Origin of the sequence: Streptomyces sp. NPDC056486, from assembly GCF_042795295.1 — a bacterium.
In the GTDB taxonomy this organism is placed as follows: domain Bacteria; phylum Actinomycetota; class Actinomycetes; order Streptomycetales; family Streptomycetaceae; genus Streptomyces.
Genome location: NZ_JBHTSF010000185.1, coordinates 1 through 16,174, shown reverse-complemented (window position 1 = coordinate 16,174; position 16,174 = coordinate 1). Strand labels below are relative to the sequence as shown.

At 70.6% G+C, this 16,174-nt stretch carries 16 protein-coding genes; 9 read left to right on the top strand and 7 right to left on the bottom strand.

What is annotated here, in order from left to right; all coding sequences use genetic code 11:
- Positions 1–28 precede the first annotated feature (28 nt).
- On the bottom strand, positions 29–229 hold the full coding sequence (locus ACFQ7F_RS40015) for a hypothetical protein (protein ID WP_383282399.1): 201 nt from the start codon (positions 227–229) through the stop codon (positions 29–31).
- A gap of 108 nt (positions 230–337) precedes the next feature.
- A complete protein-coding gene (locus tag ACFQ7F_RS40010; RefSeq protein ID WP_383282396.1) occupies positions 338–1,831 on the bottom strand; it encodes a M1 family metallopeptidase in 1,494 nt (497 codons plus the stop codon).
- Positions 1,832–2,072: 241 nt separating this feature from the next.
- Between ACFQ7F_RS40010 and ACFQ7F_RS40005 the strand changes: the two genes are divergently transcribed.
- Complete coding sequence (locus ACFQ7F_RS40005; protein WP_383282393.1) at positions 2,073–2,240, top strand: SCO1431 family membrane protein; 168 nt, start codon at positions 2,073–2,075, stop codon at positions 2,238–2,240.
- Here ACFQ7F_RS40005 and ACFQ7F_RS40000 read toward each other — a convergent pair.
- Genes ACFQ7F_RS40000 through ACFQ7F_RS39990 form a run of 3 tightly spaced genes read right to left on the bottom strand, consistent with a single transcriptional unit; the run spans position 2,218 to position 4,765 of the window.
- A complete protein-coding gene (locus ACFQ7F_RS40000) occupies positions 2,218–3,150 on the bottom strand; it encodes a hypothetical protein (protein WP_383282390.1) in 933 nt (310 codons plus the stop codon). The genes ACFQ7F_RS40005 and ACFQ7F_RS40000 overlap by 23 nt on opposite strands.
- Positions 3,147–4,160, bottom strand: a complete 1,014-nt coding sequence (locus ACFQ7F_RS39995; protein ID WP_383282387.1) for a DUF6114 domain-containing protein — start codon at positions 4,158–4,160, stop codon at positions 3,147–3,149. Before ACFQ7F_RS39995 ends, ACFQ7F_RS40000 begins: the two co-directional genes overlap by 4 nt.
- Positions 4,151–4,765 carry a DUF6230 family protein gene (locus tag ACFQ7F_RS39990; protein WP_383282384.1) on the bottom strand — a complete coding sequence of 205 codons (615 nt, stop codon included), beginning with the start codon at positions 4,763–4,765 and terminating at the stop codon, positions 4,151–4,153. Before ACFQ7F_RS39990 ends, ACFQ7F_RS39995 begins: the two co-directional genes overlap by 10 nt.
- Before the next feature lie 133 nt (positions 4,766–4,898).
- Here ACFQ7F_RS39990 and ACFQ7F_RS39985 point away from each other — a divergent pair, with 133 nt between their 5' ends.
- A complete protein-coding gene (locus ACFQ7F_RS39985; RefSeq protein ID WP_383282381.1) occupies positions 4,899–5,561 on the top strand; it encodes a TetR/AcrR family transcriptional regulator in 663 nt (220 codons plus the stop codon).
- A 51-nt stretch (positions 5,562–5,612) separates the two neighbouring features.
- Here ACFQ7F_RS39985 and ACFQ7F_RS39980 read toward each other — a convergent pair whose 3' ends face one another.
- Entirely contained in the window at positions 5,613–6,887 is a 1,275-nt protein-coding gene (locus ACFQ7F_RS39980) for a glycoside hydrolase family 18 protein (RefSeq protein WP_383282378.1), read from the bottom strand.
- A 377-nt stretch (positions 6,888–7,264) separates the two neighbouring features.
- Here ACFQ7F_RS39980 and ACFQ7F_RS39975 point away from each other — a divergent pair, with 377 nt between their 5' ends.
- The 3 genes from ACFQ7F_RS39975 to ACFQ7F_RS39965 all read left to right on the top strand — a co-directional run bounded on the left by ACFQ7F_RS39975 (position 7,265) and on the right by ACFQ7F_RS39965 (position 11,295).
- Positions 7,265–8,440, top strand: coding sequence for an acyl-CoA dehydrogenase family protein (locus ACFQ7F_RS39975; RefSeq protein ID WP_383282375.1), 1,176 nt, complete (start codon positions 7,265–7,267; stop codon positions 8,438–8,440).
- A gap of 613 nt (positions 8,441–9,053) precedes the next feature.
- A complete protein-coding gene (locus ACFQ7F_RS39970) occupies positions 9,054–10,181 on the top strand; it encodes a hypothetical protein (RefSeq protein ID WP_383282372.1) in 1,128 nt (375 codons plus the stop codon).
- A gap of 13 nt (positions 10,182–10,194) precedes the next feature.
- Positions 10,195–11,295 (top strand): phosphotransferase family protein, encoded by a 1,101-nt coding sequence (locus ACFQ7F_RS39965; protein WP_383282369.1) that lies wholly within the window; start codon positions 10,195–10,197, stop codon positions 11,293–11,295.
- A 3-nt stretch (positions 11,296–11,298) separates the two neighbouring features.
- Here ACFQ7F_RS39965 and ACFQ7F_RS39960 read toward each other — a convergent pair whose 3' ends face one another.
- Positions 11,299–11,742, bottom strand: a complete 444-nt coding sequence (locus tag ACFQ7F_RS39960) for a hypothetical protein (protein ID WP_383282367.1) — start codon at positions 11,740–11,742, stop codon at positions 11,299–11,301.
- Positions 11,743–11,941: 199 nt separating this feature from the next.
- Between ACFQ7F_RS39960 and ACFQ7F_RS39955 the strand changes: the two genes are divergently transcribed.
- From ACFQ7F_RS39955 to fxsA, 4 genes are all read left to right on the top strand, one after another.
- The gene (locus tag ACFQ7F_RS39955) at positions 11,942–12,382 is read left to right on the top strand and encodes an Lrp/AsnC family transcriptional regulator (RefSeq protein ID WP_383282364.1); all 441 of its coding nucleotides are present in this window, start codon (positions 11,942–11,944) and stop codon (positions 12,380–12,382) included.
- A 58-nt stretch (positions 12,383–12,440) separates the two neighbouring features.
- Positions 12,441–14,084: an amidohydrolase gene (locus ACFQ7F_RS39950; protein WP_383282361.1), complete on the top strand. Its 1,644-nt coding sequence runs from the start codon at positions 12,441–12,443 to the stop codon at positions 14,082–14,084.
- 489 nt (positions 14,085–14,573) lie between these two features.
- Entirely contained in the window at positions 14,574–15,437 is an 864-nt protein-coding gene (locus tag ACFQ7F_RS39945; RefSeq protein ID WP_383282358.1) for a polyprenol monophosphomannose synthase, read from the top strand.
- A gap of 72 nt (positions 15,438–15,509) precedes the next feature.
- A complete protein-coding gene (gene fxsA / locus ACFQ7F_RS39940; RefSeq protein ID WP_383282356.1) occupies positions 15,510–16,091 on the top strand; it encodes an FxsA family membrane protein in 582 nt (193 codons plus the stop codon).
- Positions 16,092–16,174: the final 83 nt, after the last annotated feature.

Here is a 16,174-nt window from a genome sequence, read left to right as displayed (position 1 = left end):
AGCGGGAGGGGCCGTTCTCCGGACCGGGCTACTTTGCTTCAGGCGAGCCCCGGCGCAGGCGGGCCGCCTTTTCGTCCACCTCGGTCTGGGAGGTGCCGGCCTGTACGACGATCACCGCCTGAGAGCCGTCGGGCAGCGTCGCCTCTCGCATCTCCGTGCCCAGCAACGGCGGTCGCCTGCGGTTCCGCTCGTTGTTCTCGTGGTCTTCGTGGTCCTCGTCGTCCGACATGAGACCTCCCAGCTCGACGGATGGCCCACCGTACTCGCGGATCATTCGGGGATCCCGCCGTACGAGCGCCGGACGGCGTACTTCACACGAACGCCGCCGTCAGGGGCCTCAGCCCTGGACCGGAGTCACCACCCAGTCCGGATGCCCCGGCATGGGCGGTGTCTTGGAGCCGTACAGCCACGGCCGCAGGAAGCCGTCCAAGTCCTGGCCGGAGACCCTCGACGCCAGGTCGATGTACTGCCGGGTGCTCGCGGTCTTCCCGCGGAAGCCGCTCACCCAGGCCCGCTCGATCTTCTGGAACGTCGCGTCGCCGACCTGCTCCCGCAGGGCGTACAGGACCAGGGCCGAGCCGTCGTAGCGCATGCGCTTGAAGAGGTTCGGCTCGGTCGGCTCGGCGGGGGCGCCGTAATCGCGGCGCCACTGGTCGTGCGCCGCGTAGGCGGTCTTCATGGCGGCCTCGAAGCTGTCGCCGCCGTGCTCCTCGGAGTACATCCGCTCGTAGAAGCGGGCGTGCCCCTCGCTCACCCACAGGTCGGACCAGCTCTTCAGGGCGACGCTGTCGCCGAACCACTGGTGGGTCAGCTCGTGCACCATGTTCCGCTCGGCGTCCACCTTCGTGCCCAGGAGATCGGCCTTGGGGATGAGCGAGAGCGTCTGGGTCTCCAGGGCGACGGCCAGGTCCGTGTCGCCGACCAGGAGGCCGTAGCGGTTGAAGGGGTAGGGGCCGAGCTTCTCCTGGAGCCATGCGAGGTGGTCAGGAGTGAGCCCCCGGAATTCAGCCGTCGGCTCGACCAGGGCGTCGGGGACGACGTCCCGCAGCGGCAGACCGCCCGGGCCCTTGCCGTCGACCAGCTTGAACTTGCCGACCGCCATCTGCACCAGCTGGGTGGAGAGCGGCTGTTCGGAGTCGTACGTCCAGCGCACCCGGTCGCCTGGGCGTTCCGTACGGTCGACCAGCTTGCCGTTCGCGACCGCCGTCCGGTCCTTCGGCGTGGTGATGCGGAAGGTGATCGGCGCCCGCTGGCTCGGGTGGTCGTTCGCCGGGAAGATCAGCCGCGCTCCGTTCGGCTGGGGATAGACCACCGTGCCGTCGGCGGTGGGTATCCAGCCGTAGTCCTCGATGGCGTCGTCGCGGTGCCGCGTCTGCGTCGGGTCGGCGGTGTACGTGACCTTGGCGGTGAACGTACGGCCCTTGGAGATCGGGGATTTGGGCGTGACCGTCAGCTCGTCCCCGGCGCGGGACGTGCGCGCGGTCGTGCCGTCGATCTTCACGCCGTGCAGGGTGTTGCCCCCGAAGTCCAGGTTGAAGCGGGAGAGCGACTGCGTGGCGGTGGCCTTGATCGTCGCCGTCGCCTCGAACGGCGTCTTCGGCGCCTGCCAGTCGAAGTCCAGGGTGTAGTGGTCGACGCGGTACCCGCCGTTCCCGTCCAGCGGGAACATCGGGTCGCCCAGGCCGGGTGCGCCGGGCTTGGGCGACCCGGGTGCAGAGGGCGCGGACGGCGCGGCCTGCGACACCGTGCCGGTGAGGGCCGCGGTCACGGTGACGGCGGCCGCGAGGGCGATCCGTGCTCTGCGGCGGTGCGTCCGGTACGTGCTGCTCATCGGAAACCTTTCGGTCAGAAGGTTGCGCGAACGAGTCGGCGGGGGTGCGCCTGGGGGTGTGCCCCACCGCAGGTAGTGAGACGCACGACGCAGGGCCCGAGTTGCACGGGATCGGGCGGGTAAGTGACCAAGCTCTCTCCCGCGACGGCTGCATCCGATGGCAAGGTGGATGGGTCAGTGGGGGGAGTCCACTGCCGGACGTCGCGTCGAGAGGCGTGACGCATACGTATCGAGTGATGCCATGACCGCTGCCACAGCCACAGTCACGTCCACTGCCACCGCACAGCCCCGCGCGACCACGCGCACCGGCGGCCCCGAGGAAGACGGCCCCAAGGTGCTCGAGCACGTCCTGGGCTGGACGCTCGTAGTCGTCCTCGCGATGCTCGTCACGCAGACCGGTCTGTTGTGACCCAGGCCTCACGACCTGCGGAGCCTTCGCGGGCGTCGCGGTCCGGGGCGAGGTCCGCCCGCCAGTGCCGGTGCGGCACACCCACCAGGCCGTAGAGCCATCGCACGGGCGAGCGCCGCGACAGCAGCGTGAGCCCCGCGAGGACCGCGAACAGCGGCAGGCCGACCCACCCGCCCAGGAGGCGCACGAGGACGCTTGCCGCAAGGGCTCCGACGAACGGCAGGCCGTAGACCCCGGCCGCCGCGATGGCGATCGCCAGGAACCGGTGCACCTTACGGTCCTCGTCCGCGCCGGGCAGTGACCAGCCCTCCATCAGCCAGCCGATCTCCGTGAACAGCATCGTGCCGATCACGGCCGCGCCGAAGAGGAGCAGGGCGAGGAACGTCCCGGACGTCAGGAAGTCCAGTACGTGGTTGACCACGCTGTCCTGCCGCCAGCCCGCGAAGTCCCGCGCGCCGGGGGAGAGGAAGCGCTCGTACCCCCTGCCGTCCCAGCCGTGGAACAGGGTCCCGAAGAGCAGGAAGTACCCGCCCACGCAACTGAGATACGCCCAGTAGCCCGCCCCGACCAGGACGAGCGCCTGCGCCACCAGGAATCCGATGATCGCGGCCACGGGGATCCCGCCCGCGTAGAAGAGCACGAACCCCGCCCACACCCCGTCGTGCCCGTCCGCGACGTGCATCGTCGCCCACGCGGGGTTCTGCCAGAGCAGGAAGAGCCCCGTCGGCACCATCAGGACCGCCGCGAAGAGCGTGGTGAGCGCCAGATACGGATTGGCCGCGCGGCTGCGCGTCCGGGGGCCCTCGCCCGCGTTGATCCGCTCCCACACCTGGAGTTGCCGGCCCGCCGAGAGAGCGAACGTCGCGCCGATCGCGTACGCCCAGAAGAGGGCGGCCTGAATCTGGATCATGCCGATGCCTTCAGGGTGAGTCCGCCCGCCACGATCGAGTCCGATGTGACCAGGGCCTGTTCGGCCTCCACGTCGGTCATGAAGACGAACGGCGGCACGACGGGCGGCACCGGCAGCTTGTCGGGCGTGAAGGTCAGGCAGAGCAGGCCCTCCAGGCAGCCCTTGAACTTCGTCAGGTAGAGCGTGACGGATCCGCTCAGGTCCAAGGTGTCCGCGCCCAGGGCGAGTTCATCGCTCCCGTCACGGGTCGTGAGCCGGTAGTCGGTGAGCGATGCGGCCTTCATCCGCAGCACCATGACCTTCAACGGGCCGTCGGACGTGGGGATCTCACGTACGCCTGCCAGCAGGAAGCCCTGCGGCGAGAAGAGCGTGGTGGTGACCGTCGGCGGAGTCCTCGCCGCCGTGATCGCGTCGCCGGGCGCCGCCCGCGCCGGAGTGCCGCCCCACAGCGTCGCCCCGATGATGACCACCGGAAGCAGCACGCCGAGCGTGCGTACGCCCTGCCCGTCCCGCACCTTGGGCCGCTCAGCTCCCCCGTCCGTGTCCTCGGCGTCCTCGGCCACCGGCGTCCAGCCGAAGCCCATCGCGCTGCCCGCGATGCCGAGCACCATGCCCACCAGGAACCCGCCCAGATTCGTGGCCGCGAACGAGAGCACCGACAGGATCAGGGCGTTGACGCTCACATAGTGATGGGCGTGCGGCAGGAGCCACAGGAAGATCCCGGCGGCGATCAGGGCGAGCCCGATGCCGATCGCCGCGAGTCCGCCGAGCCCCAGGCTGACCAGGACCGTCAGTGGCGACAGCGGCACGAGGAGCAGCTCGGCGCCGCCCAGGACGAGCAGGAGACCGCCCCAGAACGGCCGGGTGCGCCGCCACTTGCGCAGCACCCGGCGTGCTTCCGGCAGCGGCAGGCGCCGGTCGAGCCACCCGCCGCCGTCTCTGCGCCACGCGCCGACCCCGACCCCGACCCCGGCTCCGGATCCGGCTCTTCGGCCGCCGGTCAGAAGCATTTCTTGCCGCCGACGCTGACGTCGAGCTTCATGCCCTTGAGCCGGAAGTTCCCGCCGGTCGCCGACCAGGCGTGGGACTTCACCCCGGAGACGGTGATGTCCCCGGCCTGGAGCCCGAACTTCCCCTTCCCGCCCTGTACTCCGGACACCTCGTCGAGGGTCGATGCGTCCCGGCCGATCTCGGCGGTGCCGAAGCGGGCGTCGCCCTGCAGGTCCTCGCCGTCGATGATGAGGTTGCTCGCGGTGACCTCGCCCGCCGAGCCGCCCGCGGTCAGCTTGAACACCACGGTGCCCACCGGGGTCTTGACCTCGGCCGCCTGGCAGATGTCGGAGAGGGTCGCGTCACCGATTCCGAGGAGCGCCACCGGGTGCCCCTTGCCGTCGATGTCCCGGTCGGTCTGTACGTAGGAGGACAGGCCCTGGCTCGTGAGCTTGCCGGATGACACCTGGAAGCTGGTGCCGGAGACGGCGAAGGAGGCGGCGAGCGCCCCCTCGGCCATCACGGAGGCCATCGCGCCGACGGCCAGGACGGCCGGCAGGGCCACGACGGCCGTCTTCTTCCAGGAGGTTCTGCCCTCGCGTAAAGGGGTACGCGCTGCGCTCATGAGTCTTCCTCCCGTACGTCGGTCATGTGCGTAGGGGGAGTGCGTGAGAGAGCGCCCAAGGACGCAGAACCGGCAGGTGGCGTGCTTCTGCCATACTGCGGATACCCGAGGCAGTTGGAGACTAGGGCCGAAATTGAATAATAGTCAACAGCGCGGTGCCGACCGTCCCGCGGACGCCCGCCCGCAGGCGCGCGGCACCGACCGCTCCGTGGCGCGCCGCGCCGAACTCATCACCATCGGGCGGAAGTTGTTCGCCGACACGTCCTATGACGCACTCTCGATGGACGACATCGCCAGACAGGCGTGCGTCGCCAAGGGGCTGATCTACTACTACTTCAAGTCCAAGCGCGGCTACTACCTCGCGATCATCGAGGACTCGGTCGCGGAACTGGTCGCGCGCGCCGGACGTCACGACGATCTGCCGCCCGTGGAGCGGGTGCACAGCACCATCGACGGCTATCTGCGCTATGCCGAACACCATCAGGCGGCCTACCGCACCATCATCAGCGGCGGCGTCGGCTTCGACGCCGAGGTGCACGCCATACGCGACGGCGTGCGCACGGCGCTGATCGGGGCGATCGCCGACGGGGCGTACGGCCGTCGCGACATCCCGGAACTCGCGCGCACGGCGCTGCTCGGCTGGCTGTGCAGCGTCGAGGGCGTCACGCTCGACTGGATCGGCGTGCGGGGCCTCGCGCGCGAGACGGTCTGCGACCTCCTCGTGCGGACCCTGGGCGACACCCTGCGCGTCATCGAGGAGTTCGAGCCGGCGTTCCCCGCCCCGCCGCGGCCATGAGGAAGGGGCGGGAGCCGTCCGGCCCTCGCCCCGACCACCCCGTGGCGCTGATCAGTTGATGGCCTTGATCAGCTCGCCGTTCGCCGTGTCGCCGCTGAGCTCCCAGAAGAAGGTGCCGCCCAGGCCCGCCTGGTTCTTGTAGTCCATCTTCCCCGCGATGGTCGCCGGGGTGTCATAGCTCCACCAGTCGTTCCCGCAGTGCGCGTACGCGGTCCCGCCGACCGTGCCGTTGGCCGGGCACTTGGTCTTGAGTTCCTTGTAGTCGTCGATGCCCGCCTCGTACTTGCCCGCGGCGGCCCCGGTCGCGGTGCCGCCGGGCTCCTTCTGCGTGACACCGGTCCAGCCGCGTCCGTAGAAGCCGATGCCCAGGAGCAGCTTGTCGGAGGGCACGCCGAGACCCTGGAGCTTCTTGATCGTGGAGTCGGTGTTCCAGTTCGCCTTGGGTGCGCCCTCGTACGCCTTCAGCGGCGAGTGCGGGGCGGTCGGGCCCTTCGCGTCCCAGGCGCCGAACGCGTCCCAGGCGCCGAAGTAGTCGTACGTCATCGGGTTGTACCAGTCGACGTACTGGGCGGCGCCCGCGTAGTCGGCGGCGTCGATCTTGCCGCCCTCCTCGGCGTCGGCCGGGATGGCCGCGGTGACGAGGTTGTCGCCGCCGAACTTCGAACGCACCGCGGACATCAGGTCCTTGTACGCCGCGCGCCCGCTGGTGTCACAGGTCAGACCGCAGGCGTTGGGGTACTCCCAGTCGATGTCGATGCCGTCGAAGACATCGGCCCACTTGGAGTTCTCGACCAGGTCGTAGCAGGACTGGGCGAACGCGGCCGGGTTCTTGGCGGCCTCGGTGAAGCCACCTGACCAGGTCCAGCCGCCGAAGGACCAGAGGACCTTGAGGTTCGGGTGCTTGGCCTTGAGCTTGCGCAGCTGGTTGAAGTTGCCGCGCAGCTCCTGGTCCCAGGTGTCGGCCTTGCCGTCGACGGACTGGTCGGCGGTGTACGCCTTGTCGGTCGCCGCGTAGGCGTCGCCCGTCGTGCACTTGCCGCCCTGGACGTTGCCGAAGGCGTAGTTGATGTGCGTGAGCTTGTCGGCCGAGCCGGACGTCTCGATGTTCTTGACGTGGTAGTTCCGGTCGTAGACACCCCACTCGGTGAAGTACCCGACGACCTTGGAACCGGCCGCGGCCTGCGAACTCGCGGCCTTTTCGGACCCGTTGTCAGGCCCTGCGGTGGCGGTGCCGGCTCCGGCGAGCAGACCCCCGCCGAGCACGGCACAACACGCGGTGGCGATGAGCGCCCGGAAGGGGGCGCGGGGAAGGTGCGGTCTGAGCATCGTTTCTCCTCGTGGGGGGAGAGGGCGCATGGGGGGACATGGTGCTGATGACCTGCGGGTGCCAGTTGACGTCGGTGAACGTTGAATTGGCATGAACGCGGAAAAGCGCTCGGCTGGACTCTAGGAGGACTAGACCAGTGGGGTCAATGGTTCGGACCAATTCCGCGCCCCTCTTGCGGCCGTCGGCTATCTTTTGAGTAAGCGGTCGTTAACTAGTGACTGGCAGCCCCCGATCGGGCATACTCAACGCGCCAGAGCCGCTGGTCACAGCCCCTTCCGCGACCCGGAAGGGCACCACTGGCCGGGCCGTGAGACACGGTGGCGCCCGCACTACCCCGCGGGTCCGCCGCAGTGCCGAAAGGGAGGATGTGATCGCCATGCCTGAGCGAACCTTGCAGCAGTCGGTGGACCGGCAGTTGCCCACAGACGAGGCGCGGGATCTGTTCTCGCTCGTCCGTGAACTCGTCCAACGGGAGATAGCCCCCCGCGCGGCCGAGGAGGAGGACGCCGGGCACTTCCCGCGCGAGGTCTTCACCCTCCTCTCCGATTCCGGACTGCTCGGACTTCCGTACGCGAGTGAGTTCGGCGGCGGTGACCAGCCGTACGAGGTCTATCTCCAGGTCCTGGAAGAGCTCGCCGCCGCCCGGCTCACCGTCGGCCTGGGCGTCAGCGTCCACTCCCTGTCCTGTCACGCGCTCGCGGGCTACGGCACCAAGGAGCAGCAGGCCGAGCACCTCCCCGCGATGCTCGGCGGCGGACTGCTCGGGGCGTACTGCCTCTCCGAGCCCGCCTCGGGATCGGACGCCGCGTCCCTGCGGACGAAGGCCGTGCGGGACGGCGACCACTGGGTGATCACCGGAACGAAGGCGTGGATCACGCACGGCGGAGTCGCCGACTTCTACACCGTCCTGGCCCGCACCGGCGGCGAAGGCGCCCGCGGCATCTCCGCGTTCCTGGTGCCGGGCGACGCCGAGGGCCTGAACGCGGCGCAGCCCGAGAAGAAGATGGGCATGAAGGGCTCACCCACCGCCCAGATCCACTTCGACGGGGTACGGGTGTCCGATGCCCGCCGCATCGGCGAGGAAGGGCAGGGCTTCGCGATCGCGCTCTCCGCGCTCGACTCGGGGCGGCTCGGCATCGCGGCCTGTGCCGTCGGAGTGGCCCAGGCGGCGCTCGACGAGGCGCTTCGATACGCCACCGAGCGGCGGCAGTTCGGGCGGCCGATCGCGGACTTCCAGGGCCTTCGGTTCATGCTCGCGGACATGGCGACGCAGATCGAGGCGGGCCGGGCGCTCTATCTTTCCGCGGCGAGGCTGCGCGACGCGGGCAGGCCGTTCTCCAAGCAGGCGGCCATGGCCAAACTGCTGTGCACGGACGCCGCGATGAAGGTCGCGACGGACGCCGTGCAGGTGCTCGGCGGCTATGGCTACACCGCGGACTTCCCGGTGGAGCGCTTGATGCGCGAGGCCAAGGTGCTGCAGATCGTCGAGGGCACCAATCAGATCCAGCGGATGGTCATCGCCCGTCACCTCGCGGGTCCCGAAACGCGCTGAACTGGCCGAGCCTGACCGGGGGCGCCGCGAGCCGCGCCCACTCCGGGTCGTGGCGGCCGGGCAGGGTCTTGCCGCGCTCGGCCCAGCTCCGGATGAGGGCGCGGTAGATCGGCGGGTCCTGAAGGTGCGTGGGCTGGGGCTGGGGGTGCTGCTGGGGCGGCTGATGGTGCTGCGGTGGGTGTTGATACTGCGGTGGTTGAGGACTCTGGGGAACCGATTCTGCGGCGGACGGGGGAACCGTCAGGAGCGTGCGCCTGCGTCGGCCGGTCGGCGGGTGCGCCATGGGCATCGGCGTGGGGGTGGTCATATGCGGCCAACGCGCCCCGCGGGGGACAGGTCACCGCCCGTCTGATTCGAGCGTCAGTTCGCGGCCTGCCCGTATGGCGGTCGGGGGTGCGCCCCCGGCCCTCCCGCGACTCTCGCGATGCCGCCGCGTCCGCGCGATACGTACGAGCCGCTGCGTCGGCGAGATCCCTGCGGGCCCACGGCCCGGTGAACGCGGGCCGACACGTGTATGGCTCCGCCAAGCGGTCTGACGTACCGTCAACTCCTTGCCGGGGCAACGGAATTCGCCCCGCGTCCGCGAACTGCCGTGCGCCCAGGGAGGCTGACCGTGGCAGACGACCGCCCCGTCCCGCTCGACGAGTACCCGATCCATCAGGTGCCGCTGTCCATGAAGCAGGTCGCGACGGGCGACCGCAACGCCTACGACCGCTGCATCTTCCACCTCTTCGACCACGAGGGGCGCTCCCTCCTCATCCTCGGGCTCGGCGTCTACCCGAACGTGGGTGTGATCGACGCGTACGCCACCTTGCGCAGAGGAGACACGCTCCATGCCGTGCGCGCATCGGACGCACTCGGCGACGACCGGATGAACCTCTCGGTGGGCCCTCTGGCCATCACCGTCGAGGAACCACTGCGGAGGCTGCGTCTGAGGTGCGCCGCCGATCCCGACGACCCCGCATCGCTCTCGTACGACATCACGTGGACCGCGGACTTCCCGGCCCTCTGGGAGCCGCACCACATCCAGCGGCGCGGCGACCGGCTCTCCCTCGAAGGGCGCCGCTTCGTCCAGGCGGGCGGCTGCTCCGGGGTGATCCGCGTCGGCGGCGATGACATACCGGTGACGGCGGGGGAGTGGACCGCCACCCGCGACCGCAGTTGGGGCGTACGGCCGATCCCCGGGGAGGAACGCGGGCGCCTGGAGGAGGAGTTCGGCACCGAGGGCTTCCACTGGATCTGGAGCCCGGTGCGCTTCGACGACCGCTTCCTGATGGTCATCGCCCAGGAGGACGCGGACGGCTACCGCTCGCTCAACGAGGCGACACTCGTCCGGCCGGACGTGCGTGACCGTCAACTCGGCTGGCCCCAGACCGACATCACCTACCGCTCCGGCACCCGCCACCCCGAGCGCGCCGTCATCCACCTCACCGACCCCGACGACCGCAAGCCCCTGGAGCTCGGCGTCGAGGTCCTCGCCTCCCTGCCGCTCGCCGTGGGCGCGGGCTATCCGCCGGCGGACGACTGGCAGCACGGCACGTGGCAGGGGCGTGCCTGGACCGACCGCCGCGACTACGACCTGTCCGATCCGGCCGCGCACCCGATGGCCGCGTACGGGGTCATCGACCACGCTGCCCGTTTCACCCTCAACGGCCGGACGGGGTACGGCATTTTCGAGCACGGGAGCTTCGGCCGCCACGACCCGAGCGGCTTCACCGGCTTCGAATCGGTCGCGCCCTGAGAGGAGTCCCGCGATGCCGAACGCGCCCCGTCAGCCCCGCCCCCGCACCACCACCCGCGACCCGGAGGAGCTCGCCCGCAGACTCACGGCCTGGCTCGGCGCGCGCCTGCCCGGCGCCAAGGCCACCGGCGTACGGGTTCCCGAGTCCAACGGCATGTCGAGCGAGACCCTCCTGTTCGACATCGAACATCCACAACCGCCCCTGAGGGCCTGCGCGTTGCGCGTCGCCGCCGACCCGGCCGCGTATACGATCTTCCCGGTCTACGACCTGCCGCGCCAGCACCGCACGATGCGGCTCGTCGCCGAGCACACCGACCTGCCCGTGCCGCGCGTGCTGTGGCTTGAGGAGGACCCGGGGCCGCTCGGCGCGCCCTTCTTCGTCATGGAGCGGGTAGAGGGGCGCGTGCCGCCGGACGTCATGCCCTATACGTACGAGGGGAATTGGCTCCACTCCGCCACCGACGCCGAACGCACGCACCTGGAAGAGGCCTCGATCCGCCTGATCGCGCATCTCCACGACCAAGTGCCCGTCGCGGAAGCCGAGTTCCTGACCCTGCCCGGTGAAGGCAGCCCGCTGCGCCGCCACGTCGATGCCCAACGCGCCTATTACGACTGGGTGGTCGACGGACTGCCCAGGTCACCCCTCATCGAGAGCGCCTTCGAGCGCCTCGAGGAGTGTTGGCCGGGCGACGAGGGCGAGACCGTCCTCAACTGGGGCGACGCACGCATCGGGAACGTCATCTACGACGGCTTCGATCCCGCGGCCGTACTGGACTGGGAGATGGCGGCGCTCGCACCCCGCGAGGTCGACCTCGGCTGGATGGTCTACCTGCACCGCTTCTTCCAGGACCTGACGGTGAGCTTCGGGCAGGAGGGCCTGCCCGGCTTCCTGCGCCGCGACCTCATCGAGGAGCGCTACGCCCGGCTCACGGGCCATACACCGCGTTCCATGGACTTCCACACGCTCTACGCGGCGCTGCGGCACGCCGTCGTCATGCTGCGTGTCGCCTACCGGCAGGTGCACTTCGGCGAGGCCGCGATCCCCGAAGATCCGGACACGCTGATCCTGCACCACGCCAGCCTGGCGGCCATGGTGCAGGGCAGCTACTGGTAGGCGTCAGGCCGCGGAGCGCTGGTCCTGCTCGGGCACGCGACGCGGGCGCGAGCCCTGGCCGCCCACGTGCGAGAAGGGCTGTGTGCGCCAGTCGAGTCCCTGAGGGAGCGTAAGCAGCAGGGCCGTGTGCTGCTCCTGAGCCTCCATCGTCTCGTCCGCGGGCTCCGCGTCGGCCGCGGCGCGGCCCGTGCCCGCGCACACCGTGAGCCCGAACGGGTTCCACCGGGTGGCGCACAGCGCGTGCTCGGGCAGGACGTCCTCGTCGGCAAGGAGCGCGATCGGCTGCGCGCAGTCCGGGCACGTCACCCGGTACATCTCGAAGGTGTCGTACGCGTCGAACTCGGATTCATCCGGTTCGACGCCCTCCGATACGAGTGCCGACGCGGATTCATCGGAGCGCTGCTGCTTACTGCGGGCAGAGCGACCGGGGCGCTTCAAGTTCTGCATGGGATTCTCCCCCTTGGGTGGGCCGAGAAGGCGCTGCGGCCTCGACCACAGCAAGCACTTCCCGTCCCGTCGTAGAGGTAATCGTGGCATCCCTTTGGACACGGTCACACGTATGTGGCGTTCGTCACATGCCCGGAGAAGATGCCGCCGTCTCGCGTACAGGTATCCGGAGGGATCAAGAGCCCTGTAGGTTCAGCGCATGGAGGAGCTGGACCGACAGATCGTGCAGCTGCTCGTCAAGGACGGGCGGATGAGCTACACCGACCTGGGCAAGGCCACGGGCCTGTCCACATCGGCCGTGCACCAGCGCGTGCGCCGCCTGGAGCAGCGCGGTGTCGTGCGCGGCTATGCCGCGGTCGTGGACCCGGAGGCCGTCGGCCTTCCGCTCACGGCGTTCATCTCGGTGAAGCCGTTCGACCCCAGCGCGCCCGACGACATCGCCGAACGCCTCGCCGGCGTCCCGGAGATCGAGGCGTGCCACAGCGTGGCGGGCGACGAGAACTACATCCTCAAGGTGCGCGTCGCGACCCCCCTGGACCTCGAACACCTGCTGAGCCGCCTGCGCGCACTCGCCGGCGTCTCCACCCGGACGACGGTCGTGCTCTCCACTCCGTACGAGGCCAGGCCCCCGCAGGTCTGAGCCGCCCGTGGGCGACCCCTGCGCGGGGCCCGCGCAAGAAGGGGCCAATACTGGTCCCATGAGCCTGAGCACCACCCCCCAGAACGGCCCTGAGGGCCACCGCACCGTGCTGCTGCGCGGCGGAGACGTCCACAGCCCCGCCGATCCGTTCGCCACGGCCATGGTTGTCGAACGCGGGCACGTCGCCTGGGTGGGATCCGAGGGCGCGGCCGACGCGTTCGCCGACGGCGTGGACGAGGTCGTCGACCTCGCGGGAGCGCTCGTCACCCCGGCGTTCACCGATGCGCATGTGCACACCACGGCGACCGGACTCGCCCTGACGGGCCTTGACCTGACGGGTGCCCGCTCCCTCGACGACGCGCTCGCTCACGTACGCGAACACGCCGCTGCCCGGCCGCACGATCGCGTTCTCCTGGGGCACGGCTGGGACGCCGCCCGCTGGATCGGCGGCCGCCCGCCCACGCGCGCGGAGCTGGACGAGGCGACTGGCGGCCGTCCCCTCTACCTCTCCCGCATCGACGTCCACTCCGCCGTCGTCACCACCGCGCTGCTCGACCTCGTCCCCGGCATCACCGGGCGCACCGGCTTCCACGCGGACGCACCGCTGACCGCCGACGCCCACCACGCGGTGCGCGCCACCGCCCTCGGCGCCGTCACCCCGCAGCAGCGCACCGAGGCCCAGCGCGCGGCGCTGAAGCATGCCGCGTCCCTCGGTATCGGCTCCGTGCACGAGTGCGCGGGTCCGGAGATCTCCGGCGAGGACGACCTGACCGGGCTGCTTCGCCTCGCCGCCGACGAGGCCGGTCCCCGTGTCGTCGGCTACTGGGCGCAGCAGGGCGAGGAAGGCGTCGCCCGTGCAAAGGAACTGGGTGCCGTCGGCGCCGCGGGCGACCTCTTCGTCGACGGCGCGCTCGGCTCGCACACCGCCTGTCTCCACGAGCCGTACGCCGACTCCGGCCACACCGGCACCGCCTACCTGGACGCCGCCGCCGTCACCGCGCACGTCGTCGCCTGCACCGAGGCAGGGGTCCAGGCGGGCTTCCACGCCATCGGCGACGCCGCGGTGACCGCAGTCGTCGAGGGCATCCGCGCGGCCTCGGAGAAGGTCGGCCTGGCCCGCGTGCGCGCCGCCAGGCACCGCGTCGAGCACGCCGAGATGCTCACCCCGGAGACGATCGCCGCCTTCGCCGAACTGGGGCTCACCGCCTCCGTGCAGCCCGCCTTCGACGCGCTGTGGGGCGGCGACGACGGCATGTACGTCCAGCGCCTCGGCGCCGAACGGGCCCGCACCCTCAACCCGTACGCGGCCCTCCTGCGCACCGGCGTCCCGCTCGCCTTCGGATCCGACAGCCCGGTCACGCCGCTCGACCCCTGGGGCACCGTGCGCGCCGCCGCGTTCCATCAGACCCTCGAGCACCGTGTGTCGGTGCGGGCCGCGTTCACCGCCCACACCCGGGGCGGCTGGCGGGCCATCGGCCGGGACGACGCGGGCGTCCTGGTGCCGGGGGCACCCGCCGACTACGCCGTGTGGCGTACCCCGGAACTCGTGGTCCAGGCGCCGGACGACCGTGTCGCGCGCTGGTCGACCGACCCGCGCTCCGGCACGCCCGGTCTGCCCGACCTGACCCCAGGCGTCGAACTCCCCGTCTGCTTGCGCACGGTCGTCTTCGGAAAGCCGGTCTTCGTAGGGCCGGACGAGTGATGTCCCGGCGCTGCGTACCGCCGATCGCGGTCCGTTGTCGCGTCGCGCGACCTGGGTATCCTCGGCACTGACCTGGCCGTTTTTGGAATCGCCCCAGGTCAAACGGCTATTGACAACACGCGGCCGTGGGCCGGTAGGTTCGGCCGGGTCCACCAAAGGACGTCCGACCGGAGAATCTCCACGCAAACGTCGAACGCCGCTGGGCCATGGGCGGTGTGCCGCACCGGCGCACCACCACTGGGAGCCAGGTCCAGCGCCCGCGCCGCGGATGCGAGGGAACGTTCCACCGGGCCGGCAGGTGTGACCCGGGTCGGGCCCGGACGCTCAGTAGACAACGGCTCTCGGTCGACCCGCAGCCAGCGGGCCCCAGGTCGGCCCGAAGGGCGCCGGGCCCCGACCCGCAGTACTCCCCTCAACCACCCGTGCCGTAGTGGCCGCGCGGGACGCGGCCACTATGGTGGTCCTCTGCGTACGAACGAAGGGGCAGTAGTGAACGACGGCGGTGGGGTCTCCGGTACCGGAGACCAGGGGAGGCAGTTCGGCCCGCTCGGCATGGCCTTGGTGATCATTCCGACCTACAACGAGGCGGAGAACATCCAGTCCATCGTCGGCCGTGTCCGGGTCTCCGTGCCCGAGGCGCACATCCTCGTCGCCGACGACAACAGCCCCGACGGAACCGGCAAGATCGCCGACGAGCTCGCGGCCGAGGACGACCACGTCCACGTGCTGCACCGCAAGGGCAAGGAAGGCCTCGGCGCGGCCTATCTCGCGGGCTTCCAGTGGGGCCTGGACAACGACTACGGCGTGGTCGTGGAGATGGACGCCGACGGCTCCCACCAGCCCGAGGAGCTGCCCCGGCTGCTCACCGCGCTCAAGGGCGCCGACCTCGTTCTCGGCTCGCGCTGGGTGCCGGGCGGACGGATCGTGAACTGGCCCAAGTACCGCCAGCTCATCTCGCGCGGCGGCAGTACGTACTCCCGGGTGATGCTCGACGTGCCGATCCGCGACGTCACGGGCGGCTACCGCGCTTTCCGCCGCGAGACCCTCGAAGGCATCGGCCTCAGCGAGGTCGCCTCGCAGGGCTACTGTTTCCAGGTCGACCTGGCCCGCCGGGCGATCAAGTCGGGCTATCACGTCGTCGAGGTGCCGATCACCTTCGTCGAGCGGGAGCTCGGCGACAGCAAGATGAGCCAGGACATCGTCGCCGAGGCGCTGTGGCGCGTCACGGCGTGGGGTGTGGGGGAGCGGGTCGGCCGCGTGGGACGTGCCCTCGGCCGCAAGGACGCCGGTGTGCCGGTCCGCAAGGACGCCGAGGGGTCACAGGAACCCCCGAGGGATCCCCAGGCCTCCTGACCACCGCTCCGGCGGTCGTTTGTTGATCATCTCCTTACGCCGCTCTGAGCCGGGCCCAGGCACACTGGAGCCATGACGACAGGCGCATCGCCCACCCGACCCTCCCGGCCCCGGCGCTCCCGCGTCCTGCGGTTCCTGCCGCTCGGCATCGCGGCATGGCTGGTCCTGGAGATCTGGCTGCTCACCGTGGTGGCGGGCGCCGCGGGCGGGCTCACGGTCTTCCTGCTGCTCGTGGCCGGTGTGGTGCTCGGCGGCATGGTCATCAAGCACGCGGGCCGCAGGGCCTTCCGCGAGCTGAGCGAGGCCGTGCAACAGCAGCAGAGCGGTCTGGCGCCGAACTCCTCCGAGCGGGGCGGCGGCAACGCCCTGACGATGCTGGGCGGCCTCCTGATCATCCTGCCGGGACTGATCTCCGACGCCCTGGGACTGCTTCTTCTGGTCCCTCCCGTCCAGAAGGCCGTCAGTCGTACGGCGGAGAAGACTTTCGAGCGCAAGGTCCGTGAGGCCGCCACGCAGGGCGGTCTCGGCGACGCGTTTCAGCAGGCCCGCATGCACCGCCCGGACGGCAAGGTCGTCCAGGGCGAGGTCATCAGGGACGACGAGCGGCAGGCCCGCGAGCCGCACCCGGACGACCCGCAGCTCCCGCCCCGCTGAGCGGCGCGCCGCCCGCTTCTTCGAGAAGCCGCCCGCGCGGGCGGCCCGGGAACAGCACGAAGGCCGGGGCCACTGCTGAGCAG

What these genes read in the sequence shown, in the direction of transcription:
- ACFQ7F_RS40015 (WP_383282399.1), bottom strand. Translation starts at nt 229, where the DNA reads ATGTCGGACGACGAGGACCACGAAGACCACGAGAACAACGAGCGGAAC.
- ACFQ7F_RS40010 (WP_383282396.1), bottom strand. Translation starts at nt 1,831, where the DNA reads ATGAGCAGCACGTACCGGACGCACCGCCGCAGAGCACGGATCGCCCTC.
- ACFQ7F_RS40005 (WP_383282393.1), top strand. Translation starts at nt 2,073, where the DNA reads ATGACCGCTGCCACAGCCACAGTCACGTCCACTGCCACCGCACAGCCC.
- ACFQ7F_RS40000 (WP_383282390.1), bottom strand. Translation starts at nt 3,150, where the DNA reads ATGATCCAGATTCAGGCCGCCCTCTTCTGGGCGTACGCGATCGGCGCG.
- ACFQ7F_RS39995 (WP_383282387.1), bottom strand. Translation starts at nt 4,160, where the DNA reads ATGCTTCTGACCGGCGGCCGAAGAGCCGGATCCGGAGCCGGGGTCGGG.
- ACFQ7F_RS39990 (WP_383282384.1), bottom strand. Translation starts at nt 4,765, where the DNA reads ATGAGCGCAGCGCGTACCCCTTTACGCGAGGGCAGAACCTCCTGGAAG.
- ACFQ7F_RS39980 (WP_383282378.1), bottom strand. Translation starts at nt 6,887, where the DNA reads ATGCTCAGACCGCACCTTCCCCGCGCCCCCTTCCGGGCGCTCATCGCC.
- ACFQ7F_RS39975 (WP_383282375.1), top strand. Translation starts at nt 7,265, where the DNA reads ATGCCTGAGCGAACCTTGCAGCAGTCGGTGGACCGGCAGTTGCCCACA.
- ACFQ7F_RS39965 (WP_383282369.1), top strand. Translation starts at nt 10,195, where the DNA reads ATGCCGAACGCGCCCCGTCAGCCCCGCCCCCGCACCACCACCCGCGAC.
- ACFQ7F_RS39960 (WP_383282367.1), bottom strand. Translation starts at nt 11,742, where the DNA reads ATGCAGAACTTGAAGCGCCCCGGTCGCTCTGCCCGCAGTAAGCAGCAG.
- ACFQ7F_RS39955 (WP_383282364.1), top strand. Translation starts at nt 11,942, where the DNA reads ATGGAGGAGCTGGACCGACAGATCGTGCAGCTGCTCGTCAAGGACGGG.
- ACFQ7F_RS39950 (WP_383282361.1), top strand. Translation starts at nt 12,441, where the DNA reads ATGAGCCTGAGCACCACCCCCCAGAACGGCCCTGAGGGCCACCGCACC.
- fxsA (WP_383282356.1), top strand. Translation starts at nt 15,510, where the DNA reads ATGACGACAGGCGCATCGCCCACCCGACCCTCCCGGCCCCGGCGCTCC.